The 24,960-nt window shown below is 63.2% G+C and carries 25 protein-coding genes; 15 read left to right on the top strand and 10 right to left on the bottom strand.

Annotated features, from left to right (window positions below; translation table 11 throughout):
* The first annotated feature begins 10 nt into the window (after positions 1-10).
* Positions 11-874, top strand: a complete 864-nt coding sequence (locus NKJ18_RS06030) for a DMT family transporter (protein WP_023833809.1) — start codon at positions 11-13, stop codon at positions 872-874.
* Between the two features lie 28 nt (positions 875-902).
* On the opposite strand, the gene NKJ18_RS06025 is transcribed toward NKJ18_RS06030, so the two are convergent.
* The 3 genes from NKJ18_RS06025 to NKJ18_RS06015 are packed head-to-tail and all read right to left on the bottom strand — an operon-like array spanning position 903 to position 3,357.
* A complete protein-coding gene (locus NKJ18_RS06025; RefSeq protein ID WP_023688171.1) occupies positions 903-1,943 on the bottom strand; it encodes a zinc-dependent alcohol dehydrogenase family protein in 1,041 nt (346 codons plus the stop codon).
* Between the two features lie 36 nt (positions 1,944-1,979).
* Complete coding sequence (gene maiA, locus NKJ18_RS06020) at positions 1,980-2,630, bottom strand: maleylacetoacetate isomerase (protein ID WP_023746798.1); 651 nt, start codon at positions 2,628-2,630, stop codon at positions 1,980-1,982.
* Between the two features lie 4 nt (positions 2,631-2,634).
* Entirely contained in the window at positions 2,635-3,357 is a 723-nt protein-coding gene (locus tag NKJ18_RS06015) for a fumarylacetoacetate hydrolase family protein (RefSeq protein ID WP_023746797.1), read from the bottom strand.
* Positions 3,358-3,567: 210 nt separating this feature from the next.
* Here NKJ18_RS06015 and NKJ18_RS06010 point away from each other — a divergent pair, with 210 nt between their 5' ends.
* Entirely contained in the window at positions 3,568-4,251 is a 684-nt protein-coding gene (locus NKJ18_RS06010) for a response regulator (RefSeq protein ID WP_023672627.1), read from the top strand.
* 123 nt (positions 4,252-4,374) lie between these two features.
* Here NKJ18_RS06010 and NKJ18_RS06005 read toward each other — a convergent pair whose 3' ends face one another.
* Together NKJ18_RS06005 and NKJ18_RS06000 are read right to left on the bottom strand one after the other, a co-directional pair.
* On the bottom strand, positions 4,375-5,718 hold the full coding sequence (locus NKJ18_RS06005) for an ATP-binding response regulator (protein ID WP_023710729.1): 1,344 nt from the start codon (positions 5,716-5,718) through the stop codon (positions 4,375-4,377).
* 3 nt (positions 5,719-5,721) lie between these two features.
* Positions 5,722-6,813, bottom strand: a complete 1,092-nt coding sequence (locus tag NKJ18_RS06000) for an FIST N-terminal domain-containing protein (RefSeq protein ID WP_352758017.1) — start codon at positions 6,811-6,813, stop codon at positions 5,722-5,724.
* Positions 6,814-7,155: 342 nt separating this feature from the next.
* Between NKJ18_RS06000 and NKJ18_RS05995 the strand changes: the two genes are divergently transcribed.
* From NKJ18_RS05995 to NKJ18_RS05980, 4 genes are all read left to right on the top strand, one after another.
* Entirely contained in the window at positions 7,156-7,656 is a 501-nt protein-coding gene (locus NKJ18_RS05995) for a (2Fe-2S)-binding protein (RefSeq protein ID WP_023681712.1), read from the top strand.
* Between the two features lie 123 nt (positions 7,657-7,779).
* Positions 7,780-10,125: a xanthine dehydrogenase family protein molybdopterin-binding subunit gene (locus NKJ18_RS05990; RefSeq protein ID WP_023756366.1), complete on the top strand. Its 2,346-nt coding sequence runs from the start codon at positions 7,780-7,782 to the stop codon at positions 10,123-10,125.
* A gap of 105 nt (positions 10,126-10,230) precedes the next feature.
* Entirely contained in the window at positions 10,231-11,028 is a 798-nt protein-coding gene (locus NKJ18_RS05985; protein ID WP_023672622.1) for an FAD binding domain-containing protein, read from the top strand.
* A gap of 288 nt (positions 11,029-11,316) precedes the next feature.
* A complete protein-coding gene (locus NKJ18_RS05980; protein ID WP_023672621.1) occupies positions 11,317-12,336 on the top strand; it encodes an acyltransferase family protein in 1,020 nt (339 codons plus the stop codon).
* A 66-nt stretch (positions 12,337-12,402) separates the two neighbouring features.
* Here the strand turns inward: NKJ18_RS05980 and NKJ18_RS05975 are convergent, their stop codons facing one another.
* The 5 genes from NKJ18_RS05975 to NKJ18_RS05955 all read right to left on the bottom strand — a co-directional run bounded on the left by NKJ18_RS05975 (position 12,403) and on the right by NKJ18_RS05955 (position 15,348).
* Positions 12,403-12,909, bottom strand: coding sequence for a GNAT family N-acetyltransferase (locus NKJ18_RS05975; RefSeq protein WP_023672620.1), 507 nt, complete (start codon positions 12,907-12,909; stop codon positions 12,403-12,405).
* Positions 12,909-13,679, bottom strand: a complete 771-nt coding sequence (locus NKJ18_RS05970; protein WP_023672619.1) for a copper homeostasis protein CutC — start codon at positions 13,677-13,679, stop codon at positions 12,909-12,911. Before NKJ18_RS05970 ends, NKJ18_RS05975 begins: the two co-directional genes overlap by 1 nt.
* 108 nt (positions 13,680-13,787) lie before the next feature.
* On the bottom strand, positions 13,788-14,222 hold the full coding sequence (locus NKJ18_RS05965; RefSeq protein ID WP_023672618.1) for a cupin domain-containing protein: 435 nt from the start codon (positions 14,220-14,222) through the stop codon (positions 13,788-13,790).
* A 78-nt stretch (positions 14,223-14,300) separates the two neighbouring features.
* Positions 14,301-14,687 (bottom strand): hypothetical protein, encoded by a 387-nt coding sequence (locus NKJ18_RS05960; RefSeq protein WP_023672617.1) that lies wholly within the window; start codon positions 14,685-14,687, stop codon positions 14,301-14,303.
* A 64-nt stretch (positions 14,688-14,751) separates the two neighbouring features.
* The gene (locus tag NKJ18_RS05955; protein WP_023672616.1) at positions 14,752-15,348 is read right to left on the bottom strand and encodes an alpha-ketoglutarate-dependent dioxygenase AlkB; all 597 of its coding nucleotides are present in this window, start codon (positions 15,346-15,348) and stop codon (positions 14,752-14,754) included.
* A 146-nt stretch (positions 15,349-15,494) separates the two neighbouring features.
* Here NKJ18_RS05955 and NKJ18_RS05950 point away from each other — a divergent pair, with 146 nt between their 5' ends.
* From NKJ18_RS05950 to apnL, 9 genes are all read left to right on the top strand, one after another.
* Positions 15,495-15,722 carry a KTSC domain-containing protein gene (locus NKJ18_RS05950; protein WP_023805420.1) on the top strand — a complete coding sequence of 76 codons (228 nt, stop codon included), beginning with the start codon at positions 15,495-15,497 and terminating at the stop codon, positions 15,720-15,722.
* Positions 15,723-15,858: 136 nt separating this feature from the next.
* Complete coding sequence (locus NKJ18_RS05945; RefSeq protein WP_023805419.1) at positions 15,859-16,239, top strand: hypothetical protein; 381 nt, start codon at positions 15,859-15,861, stop codon at positions 16,237-16,239.
* Positions 16,240-16,655: 416 nt separating this feature from the next.
* Positions 16,656-17,483, top strand: a complete 828-nt coding sequence (locus NKJ18_RS05940; RefSeq protein WP_023825738.1) for a phosphogluconate dehydrogenase C-terminal domain-containing protein — start codon at positions 16,656-16,658, stop codon at positions 17,481-17,483.
* Positions 17,484-17,806: 323 nt separating this feature from the next.
* Positions 17,807-18,748 carry a D-ribose ABC transporter substrate-binding protein gene (locus NKJ18_RS05935; protein ID WP_023825737.1) on the top strand — a complete coding sequence of 314 codons (942 nt, stop codon included), beginning with the start codon at positions 17,807-17,809 and terminating at the stop codon, positions 18,746-18,748.
* 90 nt (positions 18,749-18,838) lie between these two features.
* On the top strand, positions 18,839-19,483 hold the full coding sequence (locus tag NKJ18_RS05930; protein WP_352757957.1) for a DUF2291 family protein: 645 nt from the start codon (positions 18,839-18,841) through the stop codon (positions 19,481-19,483).
* Entirely contained in the window at positions 19,480-21,027 is a 1,548-nt protein-coding gene (locus tag NKJ18_RS05925) for a sugar ABC transporter ATP-binding protein (RefSeq protein WP_352757956.1), read from the top strand. The genes NKJ18_RS05930 and NKJ18_RS05925 overlap by 4 nt, the downstream gene beginning before the upstream one ends.
* Positions 21,024-22,088: an ABC transporter permease gene (locus NKJ18_RS05920; protein WP_023688190.1), complete on the top strand. Its 1,065-nt coding sequence runs from the start codon at positions 21,024-21,026 to the stop codon at positions 22,086-22,088. Before NKJ18_RS05925 ends, NKJ18_RS05920 begins: the two co-directional genes overlap by 4 nt.
* Positions 22,089-22,090: 2 nt before the next feature.
* Positions 22,091-23,125, top strand: coding sequence for a Gfo/Idh/MocA family protein (locus tag NKJ18_RS05915; protein ID WP_352757955.1), 1,035 nt, complete (start codon positions 22,091-22,093; stop codon positions 23,123-23,125).
* Positions 23,122-24,960 (top strand): D-apionate lactonase, encoded by a 1,839-nt coding sequence (gene apnL, locus NKJ18_RS05910; RefSeq protein ID WP_352757954.1) that lies wholly within the window; start codon positions 23,122-23,124, stop codon positions 24,958-24,960. The genes NKJ18_RS05915 and apnL overlap by 4 nt, the downstream gene beginning before the upstream one ends.

Here is a 24,960-nt window from a genome sequence, read left to right as displayed (position 1 = left end):
GGAGCCTGGAATGGACAAGACCGCGAGCGGCTGGCTGAACGGATTCGTCGGCGTGCTGATCTTCTCAGGCTCGCTGCCGGCAACGCGGGTGGCCGTGGCCGATTTCGATCCGATATTCCTGACCTCGGCCCGCGCCGCGATTGCCGGACTGCTCGGTCTCGCCATGCTGATGCTTTTTCGGCAGAAGCGCCCGGAGCGCAGCGATTTTCTGTCGCTGGTCATCGTGGCGCTTGGCGTGGTTGTCGGCTTTCCCTTGCTGACAGCGCTGGCGCTTAAGCACGTCACCTCCGCCCACTCCATCATCTTCGTCGGCCTGCTGCCGCTGGCCACCGCGATCTTCGGCGTGCTGCGCGGTGGCGAGCGTCCGCGCCCGGCCTTCTGGCTGTTCTCCTGCATCGGCAGCGCGCTTGTCGGCGGTTTTGCCTTCTCCCAAGGCGTAACAGCATCACCGATCGGCGACGGCTTGATGCTGGCTGCCATCATCGTCTGCGGGCTGGGCTATGCCGAGGGGGCGGCATTGTCGCGCAGGCTGGGCGGCTGGCAGGTGATCTGCTGGGCGCTGGCGATCTCGCTGCCGATCATGCTGGTGCTGACCTTTGCGACGCTGCCGTCGTCCTTCGCCGGCGTCGGCTCCGGCGCCTGGGCGGGTCTCGCCTATGTCTCGCTGTTCAGCATGCTGATCGGCTTCGTGTTCTGGTACCGCGGCCTCGCCCAAGGCGGCATCGCTGCCGTCGGGCAGTTGCAGCTGCTGCAGCCCTTTTTCGGCCTGGCGCTGGCAGCGACGCTGCTGCACGAACAGGTCAGCCCGCTGATGATTGTCGTCACGCTCGGCGTGGTGGCCTGCGTGTTCGGGGCGAAGAAATTTGCGCGCTAGGAGTTTGGTGGTGGAGGGCGACTCCGCCCTAGAACTTCGTCACCACCCCAATGCCAATCCCCTCGAACCCGCCCATCGCCATCAGCGCCGCAGGCGCCTCATCAAGGCTGATCTTCTTGCCGACCAGCAGTTCGGGCTTGAGCTTGCCGGTGCGGATCATCTCCATCATGGCGGGGTAGCGGTAGGCCTGCATGCCGTGGCTGCCGAGGATTTCGAGCTCGAAGGCGATCACCTTGTCCATCGGCACTTGCGGGCGGGCATGTTCGCCCAGCATCAGGCCGACCTGCACGTGGCGGCCGCGCCGGCGCAGATTGGCAATCGAGTTGAAGGATGTCGTGGGGTGGCCGAGCGCGTCCATCGACATATGCGCGCCGCCATTGGTGATTTGCTTGACCGCCTTGACCACGTTCGGCGTGGTCGCGGCGTTGATGGTCGCCACGGCGCCTATCTTTTTGGCGAAGTCCAGTTTCTCGTCGGTGAGGTCGATGGCGATGACATTGGCGCCCATGGAACTGGCGATCATGATCGCCGACAGGCCGACGCCGCCGCAGCCATGCACCGCCACCCATTCCCCCGGCGTCACCCGGCCCTGGTCGACAATGGCGCGAAACGAGGTGACGAAGCGGCAGCCGAGGCTGGCGGCGGTGGCGAACTCCATCTCCTCGGGCAGGCGTACGAGATTGGTGTCGGCATGCTCGATGGCGACATATTCGGCAAACGATCCCCAGGCGGTGAAACCCGGCTGCGTCTGGTGCTCGCAGACCTGATGATTGCCCGAATTGCATTCGAAACAGCGGCCGCAGCCGACGCAAAACGGCACGGTGACGCGTTCGCCGGCCTTCCAGCGGGTCACCTGCTTGCCGACGGCGACGACGATGCCGGCCAGTTCATGGCCCGGCACATGCGGCAGTGTGATGCCATCGTCATGGCCCATCCAGCCATGCCAGTCGCTGCGGCAGAGCCCGGTCGCCTCGACCTTGATGACGACGCCGTCGGCGGCCGGTTTAGGATCCGGCACGGTCTGGATTCTCGGCGCTTCGCCGAATTTTTCGAAGACGACGGCTTTCATCGGCAACTCTCCGTGCTCTGCTCCGGCATTGTGAGCCTATTCGGCATCTATCTGATTCTCCGGCGCTGCCTTCTGAAAGGCCGGCAGCGCCATGCAGGCGGCGTGGATGCGCGAGATCTCGGGGTAGGGTGTCAGGTCGACTCCGAAGCGGGCGTTGCTGGCGATCTGGGCGACCAGGCAGATGTCGGCGAGGCCCGGTGCGTCGCCATGGCAAAATGTGCCGGTCTCATCCGATGAAGCCAGAATCTTTTCAAGCGGCTGGAACCCTTCGTTCACCCAGTGGCGAAACCAGTGGATGACATCCTGGTCGCCGGCGCCGAACAAAGTGCGCAGCGAGGTCAGCACGCGCAGATTGTTCACCGGGTGGATGTCGCAGGCGATCATCTGCGCCAGCATTCGCACGCGCGCCCGGCCGAGCGCGTCCTTCGGCAGCAGCGGCGGTTCGGGGTGGGTCTCGTCGAGATATTCGATGATCGCCAGCGACTGCGTCAAAAGCGTGCCGTCGCCCAGGATCAGCGCCGGCACCAGCCCCTGCGGATTGACCGCCAGGTAAGCCGGCTCCAGATGGTCGCCATGACGCAGATGATGCGGCACGTAATCGTAGCCCAGCCCCTTCATCTCGAGCGCAATGCGGACGCGGTAGGAAGTGGAGGAGCGGTAGTAGTTGTGGAGGACGAGGTCGCTCATCGGATCACGGCTTGCCGGTGGAATTTTGGCCGATCGAATCTTGGCCGACAGTGATCTCGATGGTGCCGATGCCGTCGACACCGCCGGTCATCGTCTGTCCCGGCGCCACCGCGCCGACGCCGGCCGGCGTGCCGGTGAAGATCAGGTCGCCCGGTTGTAGTACAACCGCACTGCTGCAGATCGAAACGATATCGGCGATCGGCCAGATCAATTCGGCGAGGTCGCCCTCCTGCTTCACCGTGCCGTCGACGGCGAGCCAGATGCGGCCCTTTTGCGGGTGGCCGGATTTGGCGGCTGATACCAACGGGCCGCAGGGCGCCGAGCGGTCGAAGGCCTTCGACCAGTCCCAGGGCCGGGCTGCTTTCTTGGCCTCGTCCTGCAGGTCGCGGCGGGTGAGGTCGATACCGACGCCGTAGCCCCAGACATGGTCGAGCGCCTGCGCGCGAGGAATGCGGAAGCCGGCCTTGCCGATCGCCGCGACCAGCTCGATCTCGTGGTGCAGGTTCTTGGTCAAGGGCGGGTAGGGGATCGTGGTGCCGGAATCGACCACCGCATCGGCCGGCTTGGTGAAAAAGAACGGCGGGTCGCGCTCGTCATTGCCGAGTTCGCGGGCGTGGGCGGCGTAGTTGCGGCCGACGCAGAAGATGCGGCGCACCGCAAAACGCTCGGCCGAGCCGGCGACGGCGACCGATGGTGTTGCGGGCAGGGGAAGGACGAAGTCTGTCATGCGCGGGTCTCTGCTTGGGATCTTGACGGCACATTTGACCGATTTGAACCCCCGGGCAAGGCATCAGCGTCCGCAAAAGCACGAGCTGCGCCTTGATTGTCGGATAAAGTCGGCTTCGCCTCCGGGGGTTAAGATGGCGATAGACTATTTGCCAATAAGCTGGCCATACCAGCGGGAGTATCGTGCCCACGGAGAACTGAAACAAACACCATGACCGCAATCAACGATCGCGCCCGGTTTCTGATCATCGACGACCATCCGCTGTTTCGCGAGGCGCTGCACAGCGCCGTGCAGATGGCGTACCCGGAAGTCGACACGGTGGAGGCGCGCTCGATTGCCGAAGCGCTCGATCTCCTGGGTGGGATAAAACCGTTCGATCTGGCGCTGCTCGATCTCAACATGCCCGATGTGCATGGCTTTGACGGGTTGCTGCAGCTGAGGACCCGCCATCCGCGGCTGCCGGTGGTCGTCGTCTCGGGCTATGAGGAGCCGAAGATCATCTCCGAGGCGTTGTCCTATGGCGCTGCCGGCTTCATCCCGAAATCGGCGCGCAAGAGCGATCTTGCGGCCGCAATCCGCTCGGTGATGGAGGGCGCGATCTATGTGCCGGAGACCTATGAGGGACAGCCGCCCGACGCCGACAGCGCCGACCGCGCCGACATGGTGCAGCGGCTGGCCAAACTGACGCCGCAGCAGCTGCGCGTGCTGCAGATGCTGCGCCAGGGCCTGCTCAACAAGCAGATCGCCTACGAGCTGCAGGTCGGCGAGACCACGGTCAAGGCGCATGTCTCGGAGATCCTGCGCAAGCTCAACGTCTACAGCCGCACGCAAGCGGTGATCGAGGTGTCGAAGCTGGACAATGCGGAGCTGTTTCGCGATCAGGCCGGGTTTTGATCTTTACCCTCCCCCTTGTGGGGAGGGTCGATCCGCGAAGCGGAGCGGGGTGGGGGAGCTTGGCGCTGCACCCCGCCCCGGCGCTGCGCGCCGACCCTCCCCATCGAGGGGAGGGTATGGGGCTCAAGCCAGCAGATGCGCCAGCAGCGCCCTTAGTTGCGCCGGCTTTAGCGGCTTCCGCATCAGCTCTATGCCTGCGGCGCGGGCTGCCTTGGCGACGGCCTCCGATCCGTCGGCGGTGACGATCAGCGCCGGCACGGCGCGGCCGAGATAATCGCGGACTTCGGCGATGGTGGCGGTGCCGAGGTCGCCGTCGTCGAGATGCTGGTCGGCAATGACGATGTCGGGCACCCAGTCGGTGTCGCCAAGCAGGCTGACCGCAGCCTCGGTCGAGGTCGCGGCGCGCACCAGGCACTGCCAGCGCTCGAGCAGGAAAGTCATCGCCTGCAGCACGTCGGCGTCGTTTTCGACCAGCAGCACCTTGGTGCCGAACAGGCCGTAGCCGCGCGGCCGCTCCATTTCGGCAAGGCTGGCGATGGCGTCGGCGCTGGCGCCGATGCCGACCGGCACGTCGATGTGGAAGATGGTGCCGCGCCCAACCCTCGAGGAGAACGTCACGGGATGACCGAGCGCGGCGGCCATGCGCCGCACGATGGCAAGGCCCAGGCCCAGCCCGCCGCCGGAGATCCCGGTGTCGGCTGGAATGGCGGAGCCGCGATGGAACTCCTCGAACACCGCCTCGCGCTGGTCGTCGGGAATGCCGCAGCCGGTGTCGGCGACATCGATGCGGATGGTATCGCCGCGATGCCTTGTGCCGACAAGCACGCCGCCCGAAGGGGTATAGCGCAGCGCATTGGACAGGATGTTCTGCAGGATGCGGCGCAAGAGCGTGCGGTCCGAACGCACCACGGCGCTGACCGGGCGGAACTTCAGCGCCAGCCCCTTCATCTCGGCCACCGGCAGGAAATCCGACCGAAGCGAGGAAAACAGCGTCTCCAGATTGACATCGCCGATGTCGGGCTGGACCACGCCGGCATCGAGCTTGGAAATGTCGAGCAGCGTGCGCAACAGGTCTTCCATGGTCTCCAGCGAGCGCTCGACCTGGCGGACAAGTTTCTTGCCCTCGTCGCTGGTCTGCACTTCGGCCAGCGCCGAGACGGAGAGGTGGGCGGCGTTCAGCGGCTGCAGCACGTCATGGCTGGCGGCGGCCAGGAACCTGGTCTTGGACAGGTTTGCCAGCTCGGCGTTTTCCTTGGCGGCGCTGAGGTCGATGTTCGACTGTTCCAGCCGGCGCAAGGTCGAGTGCAGTTCCTCGGTGCGCATGCGCACGCGGTTTTCCAGTGAAATTGCGGTCTGGAACAGCGAGAAGGCGTTGCCCTGCTGGTCCATCGAGCGCTCGACGCGGCTGACCAGAGCGGCGTTGATCTTCTTCAGCCTGTCGACGTCGTCGATATCCCTGAGCGGCATGGGCTATTCCGCCGCCTGGCGTTCGCCGAAGGCGATGCCGGTGAAGGTTTGGTTCAGATGCATCGAACGGTACTGTTCGCCATAGGTGCCGAAGCCGATGACATTGTTGACCCGGTAGAGCTCCGAAATGTCGCGGAACACCTGGCGGTTGCGCGCATCGAGCCGGCGCAGCACGCAATCGAAGCCGAGGATCATGTCGATGCCGCCGAGCCGTTGCTCGACGTCGCGCAGTGCGGCGCGCGTCGATTCCACCATGTCCTTGGGCTGGGCGATGGACAGCACGACGCCGTCGTCTATGGCGCAAAAGAAAGACAGGGAACCGTCGGCATGCATCTTCTGGATCGAGCGGCAGTAATATTCGCCGCCCACTTTCACCACCACCGGGTGCGAGGCGAAGCTCATCGGCGTCAGGTTCTGCGCAACGATGCCGACCGAGGCTGCATATTCCTCAGCCGCGTTGGTGGCGTTGAATTCGCGCACGGTGCGGTGGTCCGGATCGGATGCCGTCACCACCAGCTTCTCGTCGGTTGGGATGAAATTGTCGGTCTTGAAGACATGGAACGGTATCTCGGTGGCGACCAGCACAATGATGGCGCTGTCGGACGCAACCTTGCCGTTTGAAATCAGCCTTGTGGTTTCGAATTTCAAATCGTCGCCCGCCGAACCGCCGATCAGCGGGATGTCGTCGAGCCCCCAATGGATGGCCGAGGTTACAGCTTCCTCGGCAAAGGACAGGCCGTCGATGAAGCAGAGCGCGAAGGTGCTTTTGGCATGGCAACTGCCGGTGCGTCCGCGCAGTAGGCGCCGCAGGGCCTCGACTTCATCAGTGATCCTGTCCATGCCCGACGAGGAGAGATTGTCGACCATGGTGCTGACCGCCGAAAACGACGCGGAGGGAAAGAGCAGCGCCAGCACATGGCCTTCCTCCAGGCCCTGGGGGGTAATCTCGCCGGCGGTCGAGCAGGCGGCGTAGGCCAGCGTCGGCGCGTGGGTCTTCAGCGCTTGCGAAAGGACGCTCGCATCAAGCAGGCTCTGGGAAAAGAACAGCAGGGCAAAGCCGGCATCGATGGCTGCGGCCTCGACGGCGACCGCCAGGGCGAATGCATCGGCGTCGGGCTCGTCGGTGGTGAGCGCCGACAGACCGGATGCATAGCTCGTCCGTGAACTGGCCAGAGGCTTCCTCCCGATATCCTCCGACGCTTCCTGCGCGCGCCCGTTTTATGTCTCTCGGCGCGTTGGCGTCGAGGGCATTGTTGCCCCCTATTCGCTCTTTGGCAATGGGGCGGACAGGCCCATGATTTTCGTTTTCTCCATGACCGAAAGTACAATGAGCGCCGTGTGTTTTTTGCGCTTTTTGCAGTGTACCAATAGCGCATGGCCGAGCGCCAAAGCCGCATCGGCAGCATGACTACCAAGGTCGATACCCAGGGAGGATGCATGTCGGACGTTTCGTTTGTCGTGAACGGAAAACGGATCAGCGGCGCTGCCGAGGACCGAACGCTTCTGGTTCATTTCCTGCGCGAAAATCTTGGTCTCACCGGAACGCATGTCGGTTGTGACACCTCTCAATGCGGCGCCTGCGTCGTGCATGTCGACGGCAAGGCGGTGAAGTCCTGTTCGATGCTGGCCGTGCAGGCCTCCGGGTCGACCGTGGTGACGATCGAAGGGCTTGCCAATGGCGGCGACCTGCATCCGATGCAGGCCGCGTTCAAGGAACATCATGGGCTGCAATGCGGCTTCTGCACGCCGGGCATGATCATGACGGCGACCGACATGATCGCGCGCCATCCCGAAGGCCTTGACGAGGCGACGGTGCGCGCCGAGCTCGAAGGCAACATCTGCCGCTGCACCGGCTACCACAACATCGTCAAGGCGATCCTCGCCGCATCGCAGACGATGGCGAAGGTGCCGAAGGGCAGGGCGAAACAGGCAGCGTAAGAAAGAAGCGAGTAGTGAATAGTGAATAGCGAGTAGTCGGTTTAGCCGAACCGCTCCGAGCACAATTCCCTACTCACTGTTCACTATTCGCTACTCACTATTCGCTATTCCGGAGGAATTCCTATGGGCATTGAAGGCATCGGCGCTCGGGTCGTGCGCAAGGAAGACAAACGGTTCATCACCGGCGCCGGCCGCTATGTCGACGACATGGTGGTTCCCGGCATGAAGCATGCCGCTTTCGTGCGCAGCCCGCACGCGCATGCTCAGATCAAGAAGATCGACGTCAGACGAGCGCAGGCGATGCCCGGCGTCATCGGCGTCTTGACCGGCAAGGAGCTCAAGGCCGACGGCATCGGCAACCTGATCTGCGGCTGGATGATCCATTCCAAGGACGGCTCGCCGATGAAGATGGGCGCGTGGTCGCCGCTGGCCGTCGACAAGGTGCGCTATGTCGGCGACGCGGTCGTCATCGTGGTGGCGGAAACCAAGGGCCAGGCCCGCGACGCGGCCGAAGCGGTCGAGATCACCTACAAGGAATTGAAGGCGGTGGTCGATGCCACTAAGGCGCTGCAAAAAGGTGCGCCGCAGGTCCATGCCGAAGCCGAGGACAATCTTATCTTCGACTGGGAGATCGGCGATGCCAAGGCGACCGACGCGGCGATCCAGGCGGCGGCCCATGTCACCCGCATGAAGATCGTCAACAACCGGCTGGTTCCCAACGCCATGGAGCCGCGCGCTGCGCTTGGCCATTACGACAAGGCCGAGGACCATTTTACCTGCTGGACGACGTCGCAGAACCCGCATGTCGCGCGGCTAGTGATGAGCGCCTTCTACAATGTCGCGCCGGAAAACAAGCTGCGCGTCATTGCGCCCGATGTCGGCGGCGGCTTCGGCTCGAAGATCTACATCTATCCCGAAGAGATCGTCTGCCTGTGGGCGTCCAAGAAAACCGGCGTCCCGGTCAAATGGGTCGCCGACCGCACCGAAAGCTTCCTCACCGACGCACATGGCCGCGACCATGTCTCGACGGTCGAAATGGCGTTCGACAAGAACAACAAGATCACCGGCTTCAAAGTCGACACCATCGCCAATCTCGGCGCCTACATGTCGCTGTTCTCGTCTTGCGTGCCGACCTATCTCTACGCGACGCTGCTGTCGGGCCAGTACAACATCCCGACGATCCACGCCAATGTGCGCACCGTCTACACCAACACGGCACCCGTCGATGCCTATCGTGGGGCAGGGCGGCCGGAAGCGACCTATTTGCTCGAACGCACAATGGAGACCGCCGCACGCGAACTCGGCGTGTCTCCGGCGGAGCTTCGGCGCGCCAATTTCATCACCGAGTTTCCGCATCAGACGCCGGTCATCATGAACTATGACGCCGGCGACTATGGAGCTTCACTCGATGCGGCGACACAGGCGTCCGACTATGCCGGCTTTGCCAAGCGCAAAGCGGCGGCCGCCAGCCAGGGCAGGCTGCGCGGCATCGGCATGAGCTGCTATATCGAGGCCTGCGGCATCGCGCCGTCGGCGGCGGTCGGTTCGCTCGGCGCCGGCGTCGGTCTGTGGGAATCGGCCGAGGTGCGGGTCAATGCCGTCGGCACGATCGAGGTGCTGACCGGCTCGCACAGCCACGGCCAGGGCCATGAGACGACCTTCGCGCAACTGGTCACCCAGCGCTTCGGCGTGCCGCTCGACTCGGTGTCGATCGTCCATGGCGACACCGACAAGGTGCAGATGGGCATGGGCACCTACGGCTCGCGCTCGGGCGCGGTCGGCATGTCGGCAATTGCCAAGGCGCTCGACAAGGTCGAGGCCAAGGCCAAGAAAATCGCCGCCCATCTGCTCGAGGCCGACGAGGGCGACATCGTCATCGAGAATGGCGAGGTCAAGGTTGCCGGCACCGACAAGAGCCTGCCCTGGTTCCAGGTGGCGCTTGCCGCCTACACCGCTCACAATCTGCCGGCAGGCATGGAGCCGGGACTGAAGGAAACAGCCTTCTACGATCCGGCGAACTTCACTTTCCCGGCGGGCTGCTACATCTGCGAGGTCGAGATCGATCCGGAAACCGGCACGACCGAGATCGTCCAGTTCGTCGCGGCGGACGATTTCGGCAACATCATCAACCCGATGATCGTCGAGGGTCAGGTGCATGGCGGCATCGCCCAGGGCATCGGCCAGGCGCTGCTGGAAGGCGCGCACTATGACGATAGCGGGCAGCTGCTGACGGCGAGCTACATGGACTACACCATGCCGCGCGCGGACGACCTGCCGTCATTCAAGGTGTCGACCTCGAACACGCCGTGTCCGAGCAATCCGCTCGGCATCAAGGGCTGTGGCGAGGCCGGCGCCATCGGCTCGCCGCCGGCGGTCATCAACGCCATCACCGACGCTTTGGGGATTGTGGACATCGCCATGCCGGCCTCGCCGTCGACGGTGTGGGCGGCGATTAGGGCGAAGAAATGAGTGAGTAGGGAGTAGTGAGTAGGGAATGGGCATTACCGGAGATGACAGCGTCCCTATTCCCTACTCACTACTCACTACTGCCTAACCACTTCAGGGGAGGATCCCATGTACGCAGTCAACTACCACCGCGCCGCCTCGGTCGCCGACGCCGCCAAGCTGGTGAAGAGCGGCGACGCCAGGCTTTTGTCAGGCGGCATGACGCTGATCCCGGCGATGAAGACGCGGCTCGCCGCACCGTCCGACCTGATCGACCTGTCGCGGATCAAGGAGCTGCAAGGCGTCAAGGTGTCGGGCAAGACCGTCACCATCGGCGCCGCCACAACCCATTACGACGTCGCCAATGACGAGAAGCTGCGGAAAGCCTGTCCGGCGCTTGCCCACCTTGCGTCGCTGATTGGCGATCCGGCGGTGCGCCACAAGGGCACGATCGGCGGCTCGGTCGCCAACAACGACCCAGCCGCCGATTATCCGGCGGCGCTCTTGGCGCTGGGCGCCACCATCGTCACCAACAAGCGCGAGATTTCAGCCGCGAAATTCTTCACCGGCCTGTTCGAAACGGCGCTGAAAGAAGGCGAGATCATCACCGCGGTGAGTTTTACCGCGCCGGCCAAGGCTGCTTACGAAAAATTCCGCAACCCGGCCTCGCGCTATGCGATCGTCGGCGTGTTCGTGGCAAAGGGCAAGGACGGGGTCAGCGTTGCCGTTACCGGCGCCGGCGATGACGGTGTGTTCCGCTCGAAGGAGATCGAAGCAGCACTGGCGAAGAATTTTGCCGCATCGGCGCTCGACGGCGTGAAAGTGCCGGCGAAGAATTTGATGACCGACCTCCACGCTTCGGCCGAATACCGTGCCAATTTGATCGCCGTGATGGCCAAGCGCGCGGTGGCGGCAGCCAACGCCTGACATCATAAAGCTACTGACAAGGAAAGGGGCCATCGCGGCCCCTTTGTTCGTCTGTGGCGGGCTGTAACTGCCCAGTCCTTGCGGGTTCGCTGCCACGCGCAAATCCGTTGTTTCAGGTAATTCCCGTGGAAGAACAGGCGCATACTTCCCAAGGGACTGCCCAGCCCCATTCTCGCACTTGCACAATCTGATATTGCACTGCAATATGTATAGCTTGGCGGAACACGGGGTGGATTCTGCGCGCGGCGGTGTGAGCTGCGCCAAGATCTTGCGTCGTAGAGGATCGGCATGGCCGACATCTCCGCAGCGTCTGTTGCCCTGCCGCGGGCCACAGCCGACAAAGCAGCCAGAGCAAGACTGGCCTATCTCGATGGTTGGCGCGGGCTTTCGATCGCACTGGTGCTGATCGGCCATTTCTTCCCCGTTCCCGGGATCAATCTCGGCGTGCTCGGCGTCGAGTTCTTCTTCGTGCTCTCAGGCCGGCTGATGGGCGAGATACTGTTCATCGAACGCTTTCCGCTGAAAAAATTCTTCAAGCGCCGCTTTTCGCGCATCTATCCCGCGCTTTTGGTGTTCGTGACATCAGCCATGATCGGGCTCTCCGGCACCTTTATCGGCTTCAAATGGAAGGCGGCGCTGACGGCGCTGACATTCACCTACAACTATGCCGGAATTCTCATCACCCGCGCCGGCGCGCTCGACCACATCTGGTCGCTATGCGTGGAAGAGCATGCCTACATCATCCTGGCGCTGATCAGCGTGGTGGTGACCGGGCGGGGTAATGTCGTTCGGCTGCTGGTGACGCTGTCGCTGCTGGCGATGGCCAATGGCGCCATTTCGTACTGGGCACTCGGCATGGATTACGAGCACAGCTATTGGCGCACCGATGTGCATATCGCCTCGATCCTGCTGTCGGCATCGATCTGCCTGCTCAAGCACGATGACCGGCTGCCGGCATTCCTGACGAGCCCCTATGTCAGCCTCGTGTCGGCGGCGGCTATATTGCTGTTCCTCGATCCGGTGCCGACGCCGATCCATTACCTACTGGCGGTGCCGTTGCTGGCGCTTGCCGTCAATACGCTGGACACCAGCAACTGGCATCTTACCGGCCTGCTTTCATCCAGGCCGATGGTGATGATCGGGCTATGGTCGTACTCGCTCTATCTCTGGCAACAGCCCTTCTACAAATTCGTCGCCGAGCAGGGCAGTGCGCCGATCCCGATGCTGGCGGCTGTCTTCGCCTGTGCATTATGCAGCTACTATCTGGTCGAGAAGCCCGCGCGGGCCTGGCTGAACCGGAATTGGTGAGGGCTACGGACTCCTAATCTTATGCTGCCGTGGCGATCTGCTTGCCGATCATCAGCCAGCGATGCGTCAGCCCGCAATCTGCCTGAGGTAGTAGCGCACGGTCTTCTTGCCGCCATGGATCACCGCGTCGCCGACCTCGGCGAAGCCAAGCGCGGCATGGAAGGCGTCCGAAGCCGGATTGGGCGGTTCGACATTGACCTCGCAGGTGACGATGCTGTGGCCCGCGCGGGCGACTTCCCCGAACAGATCCTCGTAGAGCCGGCGGGCATGGCCGCGGCCGCGCGCTTGCGCCGCGACGACGACGCGGTCGACATAGACGAAGCGTGGATAGCGCTCGCGGAACCAGAGGAAATTCGGGCTGTCGTAGGCCGCATTCTGGTCGAAGGTCATGATGAAGGCTTCGAGCGTGCCGATGCGCCTGACGTAAAACGCTTCGCCAAGCAGGAAGGACAGCCGTTCCAGCTCGAGCCATGACAGTTCGGCGGCGTGCTCATTGTTGAGTGCGAGGATGGCCGCTTCGTCCTGAGGCGAGACACGGCTGATCGGCGACGGCCCAGTCACGGCTTCGCTCATCATGCTCTGGCCGCCGCAATCGTCGCGGCAACCAGCGCCCCATCGGTGACTGTGGTGCGGTATTCGCGGTCGAGATCGCCGCCGCCCATGCCGACTTGCGGGTTGCGGTAGGCCATGGCGCTCGGTACATCCTTGAGCGCGGCGAAGTGCATTTCCGTCAGCCCGGTTGATGCCAGCACCCCGGCGATGTTTTCGGGGTCCAGCGCGCCACAGCCGAGGATGATGATGCGGCCGTCGGCCTGGCGGACGAGATCCGCCAACAGGCCGGCGCCTTCCACCGCGGTGTCCCTCTGGCCGCTGGTCAGCACGCGGCCGACCTTGCAGCGGATCAGCGCTTCCAGCGCCTCGGCCGGGTCGCGCGTCATGTCGAAGGCGCGGTGGCAGGTGACGGCGAGCGGACCGGCGGCATCGACCAGCGCGCCCATGCGGGTTTCGTCGATGGTGCCGTCGGCATTGAGGCAACCGACGACGACGCCGGCGACGCCGAGGTCACGAAGCGCTGCGACATCGGCGAGCATCGAGCTGTATTCGGCCTCGCTGTAGAGGAAATCGCCGCCGCGCGGCCGCACGATGACATGGAAGGGAATTGTCGCGCTCTCGAGTGCGGCGCGCACCGTGCCGAGGCTGGGCGTGATGCCGCCTTCGACCAGGCTGGCGCAGAGCTCGACCCGGTCGGCGCCGGCGGCCTGCGCAGCCAGCAGTCCATCGATGCCTTCGACGCAGATTTCGATCAGGGGGCGAGCATTTCCGGCCAAGGGGCGATCCTTCATGATTGCAGATGGCCAGCCCTAGCATCGGCTCGGTTCCCGGGGAAGCCGGAACAGCCAGTCGCTGCTTGGGCCAGCCCGGCAACCCTGCCTAGGTCCGTAGCGAGAGATCTATTGTTTCTGCAGCACCGTGTTCTTGGCGCCTCGTTCGGCCTGGTCGATGACCAGCAGCTTGACCGGGGCGTCGCCGATGTTGGTGGCCTGGTGCCATTGGCCGATCATCTCGATGATGAAATCGCCCGTCTTGTAGGTGTTGCTGTTGCCGGTCTCGACATTCGTCACTTTGAGTGTCCCGGCCTCGACATAGGCGTAGCGGGCAAACGGGTGCTTGTGCACCGGCAGAGTGGCGCCGACCGCAATGTCATAGGTTGAAACCAGCACTTGGACATTTTTCTGCGGCAGCACGATCGGCTGGCCGGACGCCGTCTGGCTGCGATCGGCAAGCGGCGTGACGACAACCGGCGGGCTGGTACTGTCCAGCGCCCGAGCGGGGTTTGCAGATAGCGCCGCCGCGAACAGCAGCATCGATGCCAGGATCTTTCGCATGGTTCCTCCAGGTTTTACCGCCACCGCGCGGGCGCGACGCCAAACTTCTATCTCTCGTCAGTTACTGGAGACACAACGTCATCCGCCGGTGCCGTCGTCCATCATCGTATTCGTGAGCGCTTCATAGATGTTGCTGCATACCTGGGACCGCGGACAGTGTTTTACGATGAATACCGGCACGACAGTCAGTGCGGCGGCGATCAGGATTTGCAGGAAGAGAGGAGCAGGCTCGAAGCGTTTGCCAAACAAGGCTCGGCAAGCGAAGTAGAGACTTTGAGCCAGGCATGCCCAGACAAGGACATGCAACAGCGTGCTCGTTGCTTGGGCATAGGGCGTTATGTATCCGTCGGGAAAGCCGACCATGCCAAGGTCGACGAGCCACTGCAGAGCCAGAACGCAGGACAGGCATGCCGCCAGAAAGAGCGCCACGCGGGTAACCAAAACTCTGCTGCGATCCACGCTCATGTGCGATCGAAGCACAACTGCGCTCGGTCTTCCAGAGCGGCTGCTGCGTGGCTTGGAGTGTGGCCTATTTCAGAGTGCGCAGCGTGATCGAATAGCGGTGCCCGGCGACCGGCGGAATGCTGTGCTCCCACTCGTGGCGCGCCGGGCCGTCAATGAGATAGACAGATCTCGGCTGAACCTCGATCGTCTTGCGATCCCATTTCGAGCCGTTTTTTCGGCGCAGCCGAAAGCTGCAGGGCGCCAGCAGCGAGACGCCGGCGACGAGATCGAAATGCGGCTTGTCGCGATGCCAACCTATGCCCGCGCCCGGCCGATACTCGTTGATGAGCACTTGCGCGAATTCCGTGGCCTGCCTGCCGGCAAAATCCGCGACCTTGTCGCGAAGCGGCAGCAGGAATTTCGGGATGGGCGGCGCTTCGACGACCTGGCGCCGGTCGTAGTCGTAGCGCCAGCCGAAGCCGGCGACCTGCCGGTTGGCAAGGTGGCCGTGGAAATCGAACGGCTTGAAGGACAGTTCATTGAGGTGACGGACCAGTTCCGCCTCTTCGTCCGTTGTGATCAGGCTAGGCCGGTAAGAAAATCCTTCCGGCAGCGTGTCGGCCGCGCCGAAGAGATCGCCCTGGCTGGCATACGCTGTTGTACTGGATTTCGTCTGTGCCATCTGACGGAGAGATAGGAAGCCTCGCCACCCGGGCAAGATTTTCGGCGTTGTGGTGCGCCTCCCTGTCGGAACCTCCGCATCGTTGCGGCATTACGCATGTTCGAAGCAGGATTTGGAGAAGATTTGGGGACGATGGGATTTTCGACATGCCGTCCACTGCCATCCGCAATACCCACTACGACCCGTCGACGAAAATCCTCTCGGTCTGGTTCGTCCCGAGCGGAGCCCGCTACGACTATGAAGAGGTCGAGCCCGAGACCTATGCGGCGTTCCGGGCCGCCTTCTCGAAAGGGCAATTTTTCAACGAGTTCGTGCGCGACCGCTACCGGTTTCAATTGGTTGAAGAAGGGCGTCCGCGAGCAACCGGGTTCTGAAGGTGCGGTGATCCGTATAAGGTCGCGAACCCCAATTGCTTTTCGAATTGACTTGTTTCAACCTGCTTTGTGGGGACGGACAATGCCGTGGTCGAGATGGCCATAACATTGGGGGAGGCAGCTTTTGAAATGCATATTGATTATACTCGGCGTGGTAGGTGTCCTGTCTTCCGCTGCGTCTGCAAAAGATAATCGACAACACATCGACCCTGCCTATCAAAAAAACATCAACTATCTGGCCGGGCTGTCCGACGCCCAGTTGAAATTGGTCGTAACATGGTCAGCCAACGTCATCGCCGTTACGACGCGATGCCCGGCGCTGCAGCTGACTCCAGACGGAAAATCCAAAATAACGGCGATATACATCTTGTACGATGTGCAAGATAAACACCTGATGCCCAATCCCCCCAAATTCAAGAGAGCCATCAGGTTTTATGAAGGCGCTTTCCGCACGGCGGCGCAACGCACGGACAGCTGTAGGGCGGAGAAAGCCAAGGACCCGGGAAGCTACCGGTAAATAATTGTCGGCATGATCGACTAGAAGTGATTTGGCTCGCCGGAACCCCGGCGAAGCGCTCTCTATAGCCCTTCGCCAAATCGCCGCGAGAACTCACGGCCCGAAAACGCGACCGGACCGCGCGGACGCGCTTCGCCTTGCTGGTGGCCCCCCACCGTCACCTCGCGACCGAGCCCCGCAAAAATGGACCTGGAGGCTTCTAACGCGGGCATCGAACGTCTGGAAAGGCAACGGCGCTCTGGCTTGGTTGAATTCTCGACCGCCACTGCGGAAATCGTGCGGACGGAATCCAAACGGGCGCCCGTATAGCCGCTCATCAAAGCCCTGTTCAACTCCTCAATTCGTGGTAAGGTGATTATACCAGTTAATAACATGACGATCGGCGCGGCCGTCGTTTAATGCGGGAGTAGGGATAGATGACGACGATTGCGCTGTTCGGTGCCGGCGGCAAAATGGGTTACCGCCTGTCGACCAATTTTCGCGGATCGCCCTACACGGTACGCCATGTCGAGGTCAGCGAGGCCGGCCGCGAGCGGCTGAAGACCGGACTGGGCTTCGACGCGGTCAGTGCCGATGCGGCGCTCGACGGGGCGGATGTCGTCATCCTGGCCGTTCCCGACACGCATATCGGCAAGGTGGCGGCTGATATCGAGAGCAAGCTCGCGCCTGGCACGATGGTGATAGTGCTCGACGCGGCCGCACCCTTCGCCGGCCATCTGCCCAACCGGCCGGACCTGACCTATTTCGTCACCCATCCCTGTCATCCGCCGATCTTCAACGACGAGACCGACATGGCGGCCAAGAAGGATTATTTTGGCGGCGTCAAGGCCAAGCAGCATATGGTCAGCGCGCTGATGCAGGGGCCGGAAGCGGACTACGCCAAGGGCGAGGCGGTCGCAAAAATCATCTGGGCGCCGGTCATGCGCTCGCACCGTGTCACCGTCGAACAGATGGCGCTGCTGGAGCCCGGTCTATCGGAGACGGTGTGCGCGTCACTGCTTGTCGTCATGAAGGAAGCCGTCGACGAGGTCGTCGCGCGAGGCGTCGACCAACAGGCGGCGCTCGACTTCCTGCTCGGCCACATGAACGTGCTCGGCGCCGTGATTTTCGGCGAGACCAAGGGCGTATTCTCGGATGCCTGCAACAAGGCGATCGAATTCGGCAAGCCGGTGCTGATGCGCGACGACTGGAAGCGAGTGTTCGAGCCGGAAGAGATCGCCGCGAGCATTCGGCGCATTACCTGAGACAGGCCGAGTCGGGCGCTTGCCGGAGCGCCTCGATGGCTCGACACACCCGCCATGACGAACAGATGTTTTGCTCAGTGGGAACATGTCACCTCAATTAGTGATTGACTCATCATACCAGTTGGCTTAGCTGTTAATGGCTTGGGCAAGGGTTCGCGGGAAGTACGAAGCCTGGGCGAGTGGAGGGACGGCGGGGGAGCAGCGATCGTTTGGGAAGCCGGCACCGGCATTCAGCCTGAACCGATCGGCGGCCCGCGTTGCGCGATGAATTCGAATGCAGAGGCCTTGATTTATCAAGGCAATTTTTCAAACGGGAGGACATCATGAAACTCACACGCAGAATGACACTTGCGGCGTTCGCCGGCATGCTGGCGCTTGGCACGGCGGTACCCGCCTATGCGGCCGACCTCATTGCCATCATCACGCCCTCGCACGACAATCCGTTCTTCAAGGCGGAAGCCGTCGGCGCCGAAGCCAAGGCCAAGGAACTCGGCTACGAAGCGCTTGTGCTCGTCCATGACGACGATGCCAACAAGCAGTCCGAATTGATCGACACCGCGATCGGTCGCGGCGCCAAGGCGATCATCCTCGACAATGCCGGCGCCGACGCCACTGTCGCTGCCGTGCAGAAGGCCAAGGACGCAGGCGTGCCGTCGTTCCTGATCGATCGCGAGATCAACGCCACCGGCGTCGCCGTGGCTCAGATCGTCTCCAACAACTACCAGGGCGCCCAGCTCGGCGCGCAGGAGTTCGTCAAGCTGATGGGCGAGAAGGGCAATTTCGTCGAGCTGGTCGGCAAGGAATCCGATACCAATGCCGGCATTCGCTCGAAGGGCTATCATGACGTCATCGACGATTATCCGGACCTGAAGATGGTCGCCCAGCAATCGGCCAACTGGAGCCAGACGGAAGCCTATTCCAAGATGGAATCGATCCTGCAGGCCAACCCGGATATCAAGGGCGTCATCTCCGGCAACGACACGATGGCCATGGGCGCGTATGCGGCGCTGGTTGCGGCGAACCGCAAGGAAGTCATCGTCGTCGGTTTCGACGGATCCAACGACGTGCGCGATTCGATCACCGCGGGCGGCATCAAGGCAACCGTGCTGCAGCCGGCCTATGCGCAGGCGCAGATGGCGGTCGAGCAGGCCAACGACTTCATCAAGAACAAGAAGTCGCCCGAGAAGGAAAAGCAGCTGATGGACTGCGTGTTGGTCAATGGCGACAATGCTTCCAAGCTGGAAACGTTTGCGCTTACCAACTGAGCCGGCGTGACATGAATAGCGAGGGGCGATCAAGGTCGTCCCTCGCCGCCATTTTCCGTGGGTGCCAATCACCATGCTCAACAGGCCATCATGCTGAACAACAAGCCGATCTGGCCGATGCTTGTCGTTGCAGTCGGCATCAGCCTGACCGCCTGCAAGATTTTGCCGACTCCCTCGGGGGATAGCGGCAGCGCTGCCGCCTTCAATCCGGACAAGATGGTCGAGGAGATCTGGGCCGCGAAGGTCGTGCCTTACCTCCAGCAGAAGGCCGGGCCTTTTGCCGAGGTCCACGCTCTGGCAAAAACCGATCCTGCTTCCGCCGGCGCCAAATATGGCAATCCGAACAAGCAGGCGAATTCGCCCTGGACCTTCGCGGTTCGCGTCGAGGGCAAGATCATCGCAGCCAACACGCAGTCGCGGGCCGCGACCATGGATATCGATGTCGACGGCGACGGCAAGGCCGATGCGCGGGTACAGATCGGACCGGCGATGCGCGGAACCGCGCTGCGCGACAGCCTCGATTTCATCCAGTTCAACGATTTTACCAACCAGATCGACTTCGCCCAGTTCGGCAAGGCGTTCAACGCCTATGCCGTCAAGGCCCTGTTTGCCAAACTGCCGCGTGACGCGCTGGAAGGCCGGACCGCCAAGGTTCTCGGCGCCTATACGCTCGAGAGCGGCCAGGACCTGCCGCTGGTGACGCCGGCGGAGGCAGAAATCGGGCCGAAGCCATGAGCGCTGCGGTTGCTCACGATGTCGTCTTGAAGCTGGAGGACGTCTCCAAGGTCTATTCCGGCACCGTCGCGGTCAAGCGCGCGAATTTCGAGGTGCGCAAGGGCGCCGTCAATGTGCTGGTCGGCGAAAACGGCGCCGGCAAATCGACGCTGATGAAGATCATCGCCGGCGTCGAACAGCCGACGCTCGGCCGGATCCTCCTGGAAGGGGAGGAGGTCTCCTTCTCGTCATCGGGCGACGCGGTGAACCGCGGCATCGGCATGGTGTTCCAAGAGCTGAACCTGTTTGGCAATATGACCGTCGCCGAGAACATCTTCGCCACGCGCGAGATCACCAACCGGTTTCGCAAGATCGACCGCAAGGAGCAGGAGCGCCGTGCGGCCCAATTTCTCGAACGCCTGCAGGCCGGGATCCGACCGGACATGCTGGTCGAGGATCTGCGCATCGGCCAGCAGCAGCTGGTCGAGATCGCCAAGGCGGTTTCGCTCGATGCACGCATCCTGATCATGGACGAGCCGACCTCGGCGCTCAGTGCGGCGGAAGTCGAGATCCTGTTCAAGGTGATCGCCGACCTCAAGGCGCGCGGCGTGGCGATCGTCTACATCTCGCACCGGCTGGAAGAACTGATCCGCATCGGCGACTACATCACCGTGCTGCGCGATGGGCACATCACCGGCCAGGAGGAGATGAAAAACGTCGACACGCGGTGGATCGTGCGGCAGATGATCGGCTCCGACGCCAAGGATTTTGCCAAAGCCGACGGCCATGTTCCCGGCGAAGAGATATTCCGCGCCGAGGACATCTGCCTGCCGCGGGCTACCGGCGGGCTGGCGGTCGATCACGTCTCGCTGTCGCTGCGCGCCGGCGAGATACTCGGCATATACGGCCTGATGGGCGCCGGGCGAAGCGAGCTGTTCGACTGCATCATGGGCCGCCATGGCCAGGCGACCGGCGCGATCTTCATCGCCGGCAAAAAGGTCAAGGAGCGCGACACGACGCGGCGCATCCGGCGCGGGCTGGCGCTGATCCCCGAAGACCGCCAACGCGAAGGGCTGGTGTCGATCCTGTCCGTCGCCAGCAATCTGACGCTGGCCAGCCTGTCGCGGTTCGTGCGCATGTTCCACATTCGTGGCGGCCAAGAGAAGCAGGCGGTGACGCAGATGGTGCGGGAACTGGCGATCAAGGTCGCCGACCCGGCGCAGGAGGTCTCGTCGCTGTCGGGCGGCAACCAGCAAAAGGTGGTGATCGGCAAGGCGCTGCTCACCGGGCCGAAGGTGCTGCTGATGGACGAGCCGAGCCGTGGCATCGATGTCGGCGCCAAGGCCGACGTCTTCGGCACCATGCGCAAGCTGTCGCGCGACGGGCTGGGCATTCTGTTCGCCACCTCGGATCTCGATGAGGTGATGGCGCTGTCCGATCGCATCGCGGTGATGAGCAACGGAAAACTGACCGGCATGTTCGATCGCGCCGAGGCGACGGAGGCAGCCCTTGTCGCCGCCTCGGCACTTGGCCACGGACCGGCCCCGCACACGGAGAACCCATGACTGACATCCCAGCCAAGGCGGCTGTCTCCTCCGTTTCGAGCGGCTCGCTGCTGCTGACGCTGATGAAGGCGAGGACGTTCATCGCGCTGATCGCCGTCTTGATCTTCTTCTCGATCGCGGCGCCGAATTTCCTGTCGACCGCCAATCTGATCCTGATGTCGAAACATGTGGCGCTGAACGCCTTCCTCGCCATGGGCATGACCTTCGTCATCATCACCGGCGGCATCGATCTCTCAGTCGGCTCGATCGTCGGCCTGTGCGGCATGGTCGCCGGCTACCTCGTGCTCAACGGCATCGACCTGCAATTCGGCTACACCGTCTATTTCAACGTCGTCGAGATCGCGCTGATCACGCTGGCGGTCGGCATATTGATCGGCGCCGTCAACGGACTGCTGATCACCAGGCTGAACGTCGCGCCGTTCATCGCCACGCTCGGCGTGCTCTATGTCGCGCGCGGCCTGGCGTTGCTGTCGTCGGACGGCCGCACCTTCCCCAACCTCGTCGGCAAGCCAGAGCTTGGCACCACCGGGTTTGGTTTCCTCGGCGCCGGGCGGCTGCTCGGCCTGCCGGTGGCGATCTGGATACTGATCGTCGTTGCGCTGGCGGCGGCCTACCTCGCCAAATACACCCCGCTCGGCCGCCACATCTTCGCCGTCGGCGGCAATGAACGGGCGTCGCGAATTTCGGGCGTTCGTGTCAACATGGTGAAAATGTTCGTCTACATGTTCTCCGGCTTCTGCGCGGCGATCGTCGGCCTGATCATCTCGTCCGAACTGATGGCCTCGCACCCGGCAACAGGCGAAAGTTTCGAGCTCAACGCCATTGCGGCGGCGGTGCTCGGCGGCACCTCGATGTCGGGTGGGCGCGGCACGATCGGCGGCACCATTGTCGGCGCCTTCGTCATCGGCATTCTTTCGGACGGGTTGGTGATGATGGGCGTGAGTTCCTTCTGGCAGATGGTGATCAAGGGCCTTGTCATCATCGTCGCCGTCGTCGTCGACCAGGCGCAGCGCCGGCTGCAGAGCCGGGTGACGCTGATGCAGATGGCAAAGGCAGGCTGAGCATGGCGGAGTTGCGGGGAGGGCTCATCGGCTGCGGCTTCTTTGCCATCAACCAGATGCATGCCTGGCGCGACATTGAAGGCGCCGCGATGGTCGCCATTTGCGACCGCGACCCGGAGCGGCTGCGCATCATCGGCGACCAGTTCGGCATTGCGAAGCGCTACACCGACGCGGCGGAGATGTTTGCAAGCGAATGCCTCGACTTCGTCGATATCGCCACTACCGTTCCCAGCCATCGTCCGCTGGTCGAGATGGCGGCGCTGCACCGTGTGCCGGTGATTTGCCAAAAGCCGTTCGCGCCGACGCTTGCCGACGCCAAGGCGATGGTGAGGGCCTGCGTGGAAGCCGGCGTACCGCTGATGGTGCATGAGAATTTTCGCTGGCAGTCGGCGATCCAGGCGGTGCGTGCCGTGCTCGACAGCGGCGAGATCGGCACGCCGTTCTTCGGGCGCATCTCCTTCCGCTCTGCCTATGACGTGTTTTCCGGCCAGCCCTATCTCGCCAAGGGAAAGCGCTTCATCATCGAGGACCTCGGTATCCACAGTCTCGACATCGCCCGTTTTCTACTGGGCGACGTGTCGACGATCACGACGCGAACCGCGCGCATCAACCCTTGCATCGCGGGCGAAGATGTCGCGACGATGCTGATGGACCACAAGAGCGGGGCGACGTCAGTGGTCGACTGTAGCTACGCGACGAAGCTCGCCACCGAACCGTTTCCCGAAACGCTGATCGAGATCGACGGCAGCGACGGCACGATCCGCTTGGCGCAGGGATATCGGCTCACCGTCACCGGCAGGAGCGGCACGAAGATCACCGACGTTTCGCCGCCCGTACTCGCCTGGGCATCGCGCCCATGGCACAACATCCAGGAGAGCGTCGTCGCCATCCAGCAACACTGGGTCGACTGCCTGGCAAAGGGAACCGAGCCGGCGACCTCGGGCGCCGACAATCTCAAGACATTCGCGCTGGTCGAGGCGGCCTATCTGGGCGCCGCGAGCCACGAACCTGTCCACCTGGATGGCTTGCTGACATGACAGCCGACGCCTTCCTCATATACGGCACACGCGTGGTCGAGGCCGAGCCGGTTAGGCTGAGTGCGGGCTTGCTCAGCGCCGACTTTGTCAACGGCAATCTGCGCACCATCCGTTACGGCGGCATCGAAGTGCTGCGCGCCATCGCCTACATCGTGCGCGACCGCGACTGGGGCACTTACGAGCCTGAGCTGACCGACCTTGTCATCAAAGAGGGAGCCGACACTTTCTCGGTCAGCTACACGGCAAAGTGCACCGGGCCGGGCGATAGCCGGCTCGGCTTCCACGCCATGATCAAAGGCTCAGCCGACGGTCGTCTTGTCTTCGACGTAGCTGCTCTGCCCGAAAGCGATTTCGAGACCAACCGCTGCGGCTTCTGCATCCTGCATCCGATCGCCGGCCTCGCCGGCAGCCCGGTCACGGTCGAGCATACCGACGGCAGCGTGGTGGCGACGAACCTGCCGCTGTTGATCGATCCCTGGCAGCCTTTCAAGGATTTGCGCGCGATCACCCATGAGGTTCGGCCGGGCATCACTGCCGAATGCCGGATGGAGGGCGACACTTTCGAGATGGAGGACCAGCGTAACTGGTCGGACGCGTCCTACAAGACCTATGTGCGGCCACTGGCGTTGCCTTGGCCCTATGTGCTGCCGGCCGGCCAAACTGTAAGCCAGACGGTCAGCCTGCGCATCACCGGCGAGGGGGGAATGCCGGCCGCAGCATCTGCCGCCGAACCGGTCAGCGTCGCACTCGGCGAGACCGGGCAGAGGCTGCCGGATCTCGGCGTGATCATCTACCCGGATGAGGTCGAAGCAGCGCTCGCAAATCTTTCGACATTGACCGAGCTCGGCCCGCAGCAACTTGTCTTCCACTACGATCCGACGCGCGGTCACGGCGTCGAAGCATTGCAGTCTTATGCAAGGCTCACCGCCGCCTATCCGGTGCAGACGACGCTGGAATGCGTCGTTGCCTGCGCGGGCGACCTCGATGCCGAGCTGTCAGGCGTTGCCGACATGGTGCGTCAAGCCGGGTTGAAGCTTTCGGCCATTGCCGTCTCGCCTTCGGTTGACCGGCAGTCGACACCGCCGGGCAGAGCGTGGCCGGACTGTCCGCCGCTCGAAGACGTCTATGCCGCGGCCCGTCGCGCCTTTCCCGATATCCGGCTCGGCGGCGGCATGTTCAGCTATTTCACCGAGCTCAACCGCAAGCGCGTGCCGGCGGGCCAACTCGATTTCGTCACCCACTGCACGTGCCCGATCGTGCACGCCGCCGACGATCTCAGCGTCATGCAGTCGCTGGAGGCGCTGCCCTTCATCACCGCGTCGGCGCGGGCGATCTTCGGGGAAAAGCCTTACCGCATCGGTCCATCGACGATCGCCATGCGCCAGAACCCCTATGGCGGCGCGACCAAGGGCAATCCCGGGGGCCAGCGCATCGCCATGGCCGATCGCGACCCTCGCCATGCCGGCCTGTTCGCAGCCGCATGGGCGATCGGCTATGCCGCGCGTGTCGCGCCGGCCGGGCTGGAACTGCTCACGCTGTCCGGCTTCGCCGGGCCTCTCGGCGTGCTCGCAGCATCCGGCGAACCCGTCGCGGAAGGATCGCCTCGGCCGATCTTCGATGCCATCAAGGGGCTTTGCGAACTGGCCGGCCTTACGTATGTGGCGACGAAAACGAGCGACGAGACCAAGGTGCTGGCGCTGGCCGGCCGCTCCGCTTCGGGCAAGACCGTGGCGTGGCTGGCGAACCTGACGGCGGACGACGTGACGGTCGACATCTCAGCGTTTGGCCGAGGCCAACTGGTGATGACCCCTTACGCGATCACGCGGATCAGCTGA

Origin of the sequence: Mesorhizobium sp. M0217, from assembly GCF_040321955.1 — a bacterium.
Classification (GTDB): domain Bacteria; phylum Pseudomonadota; class Alphaproteobacteria; order Rhizobiales; family Rhizobiaceae; genus Mesorhizobium.
The sequence above is the reverse complement of the archived record's forward strand: the minus strand, read 5'-3'. Positions and strand labels throughout refer to the sequence as shown.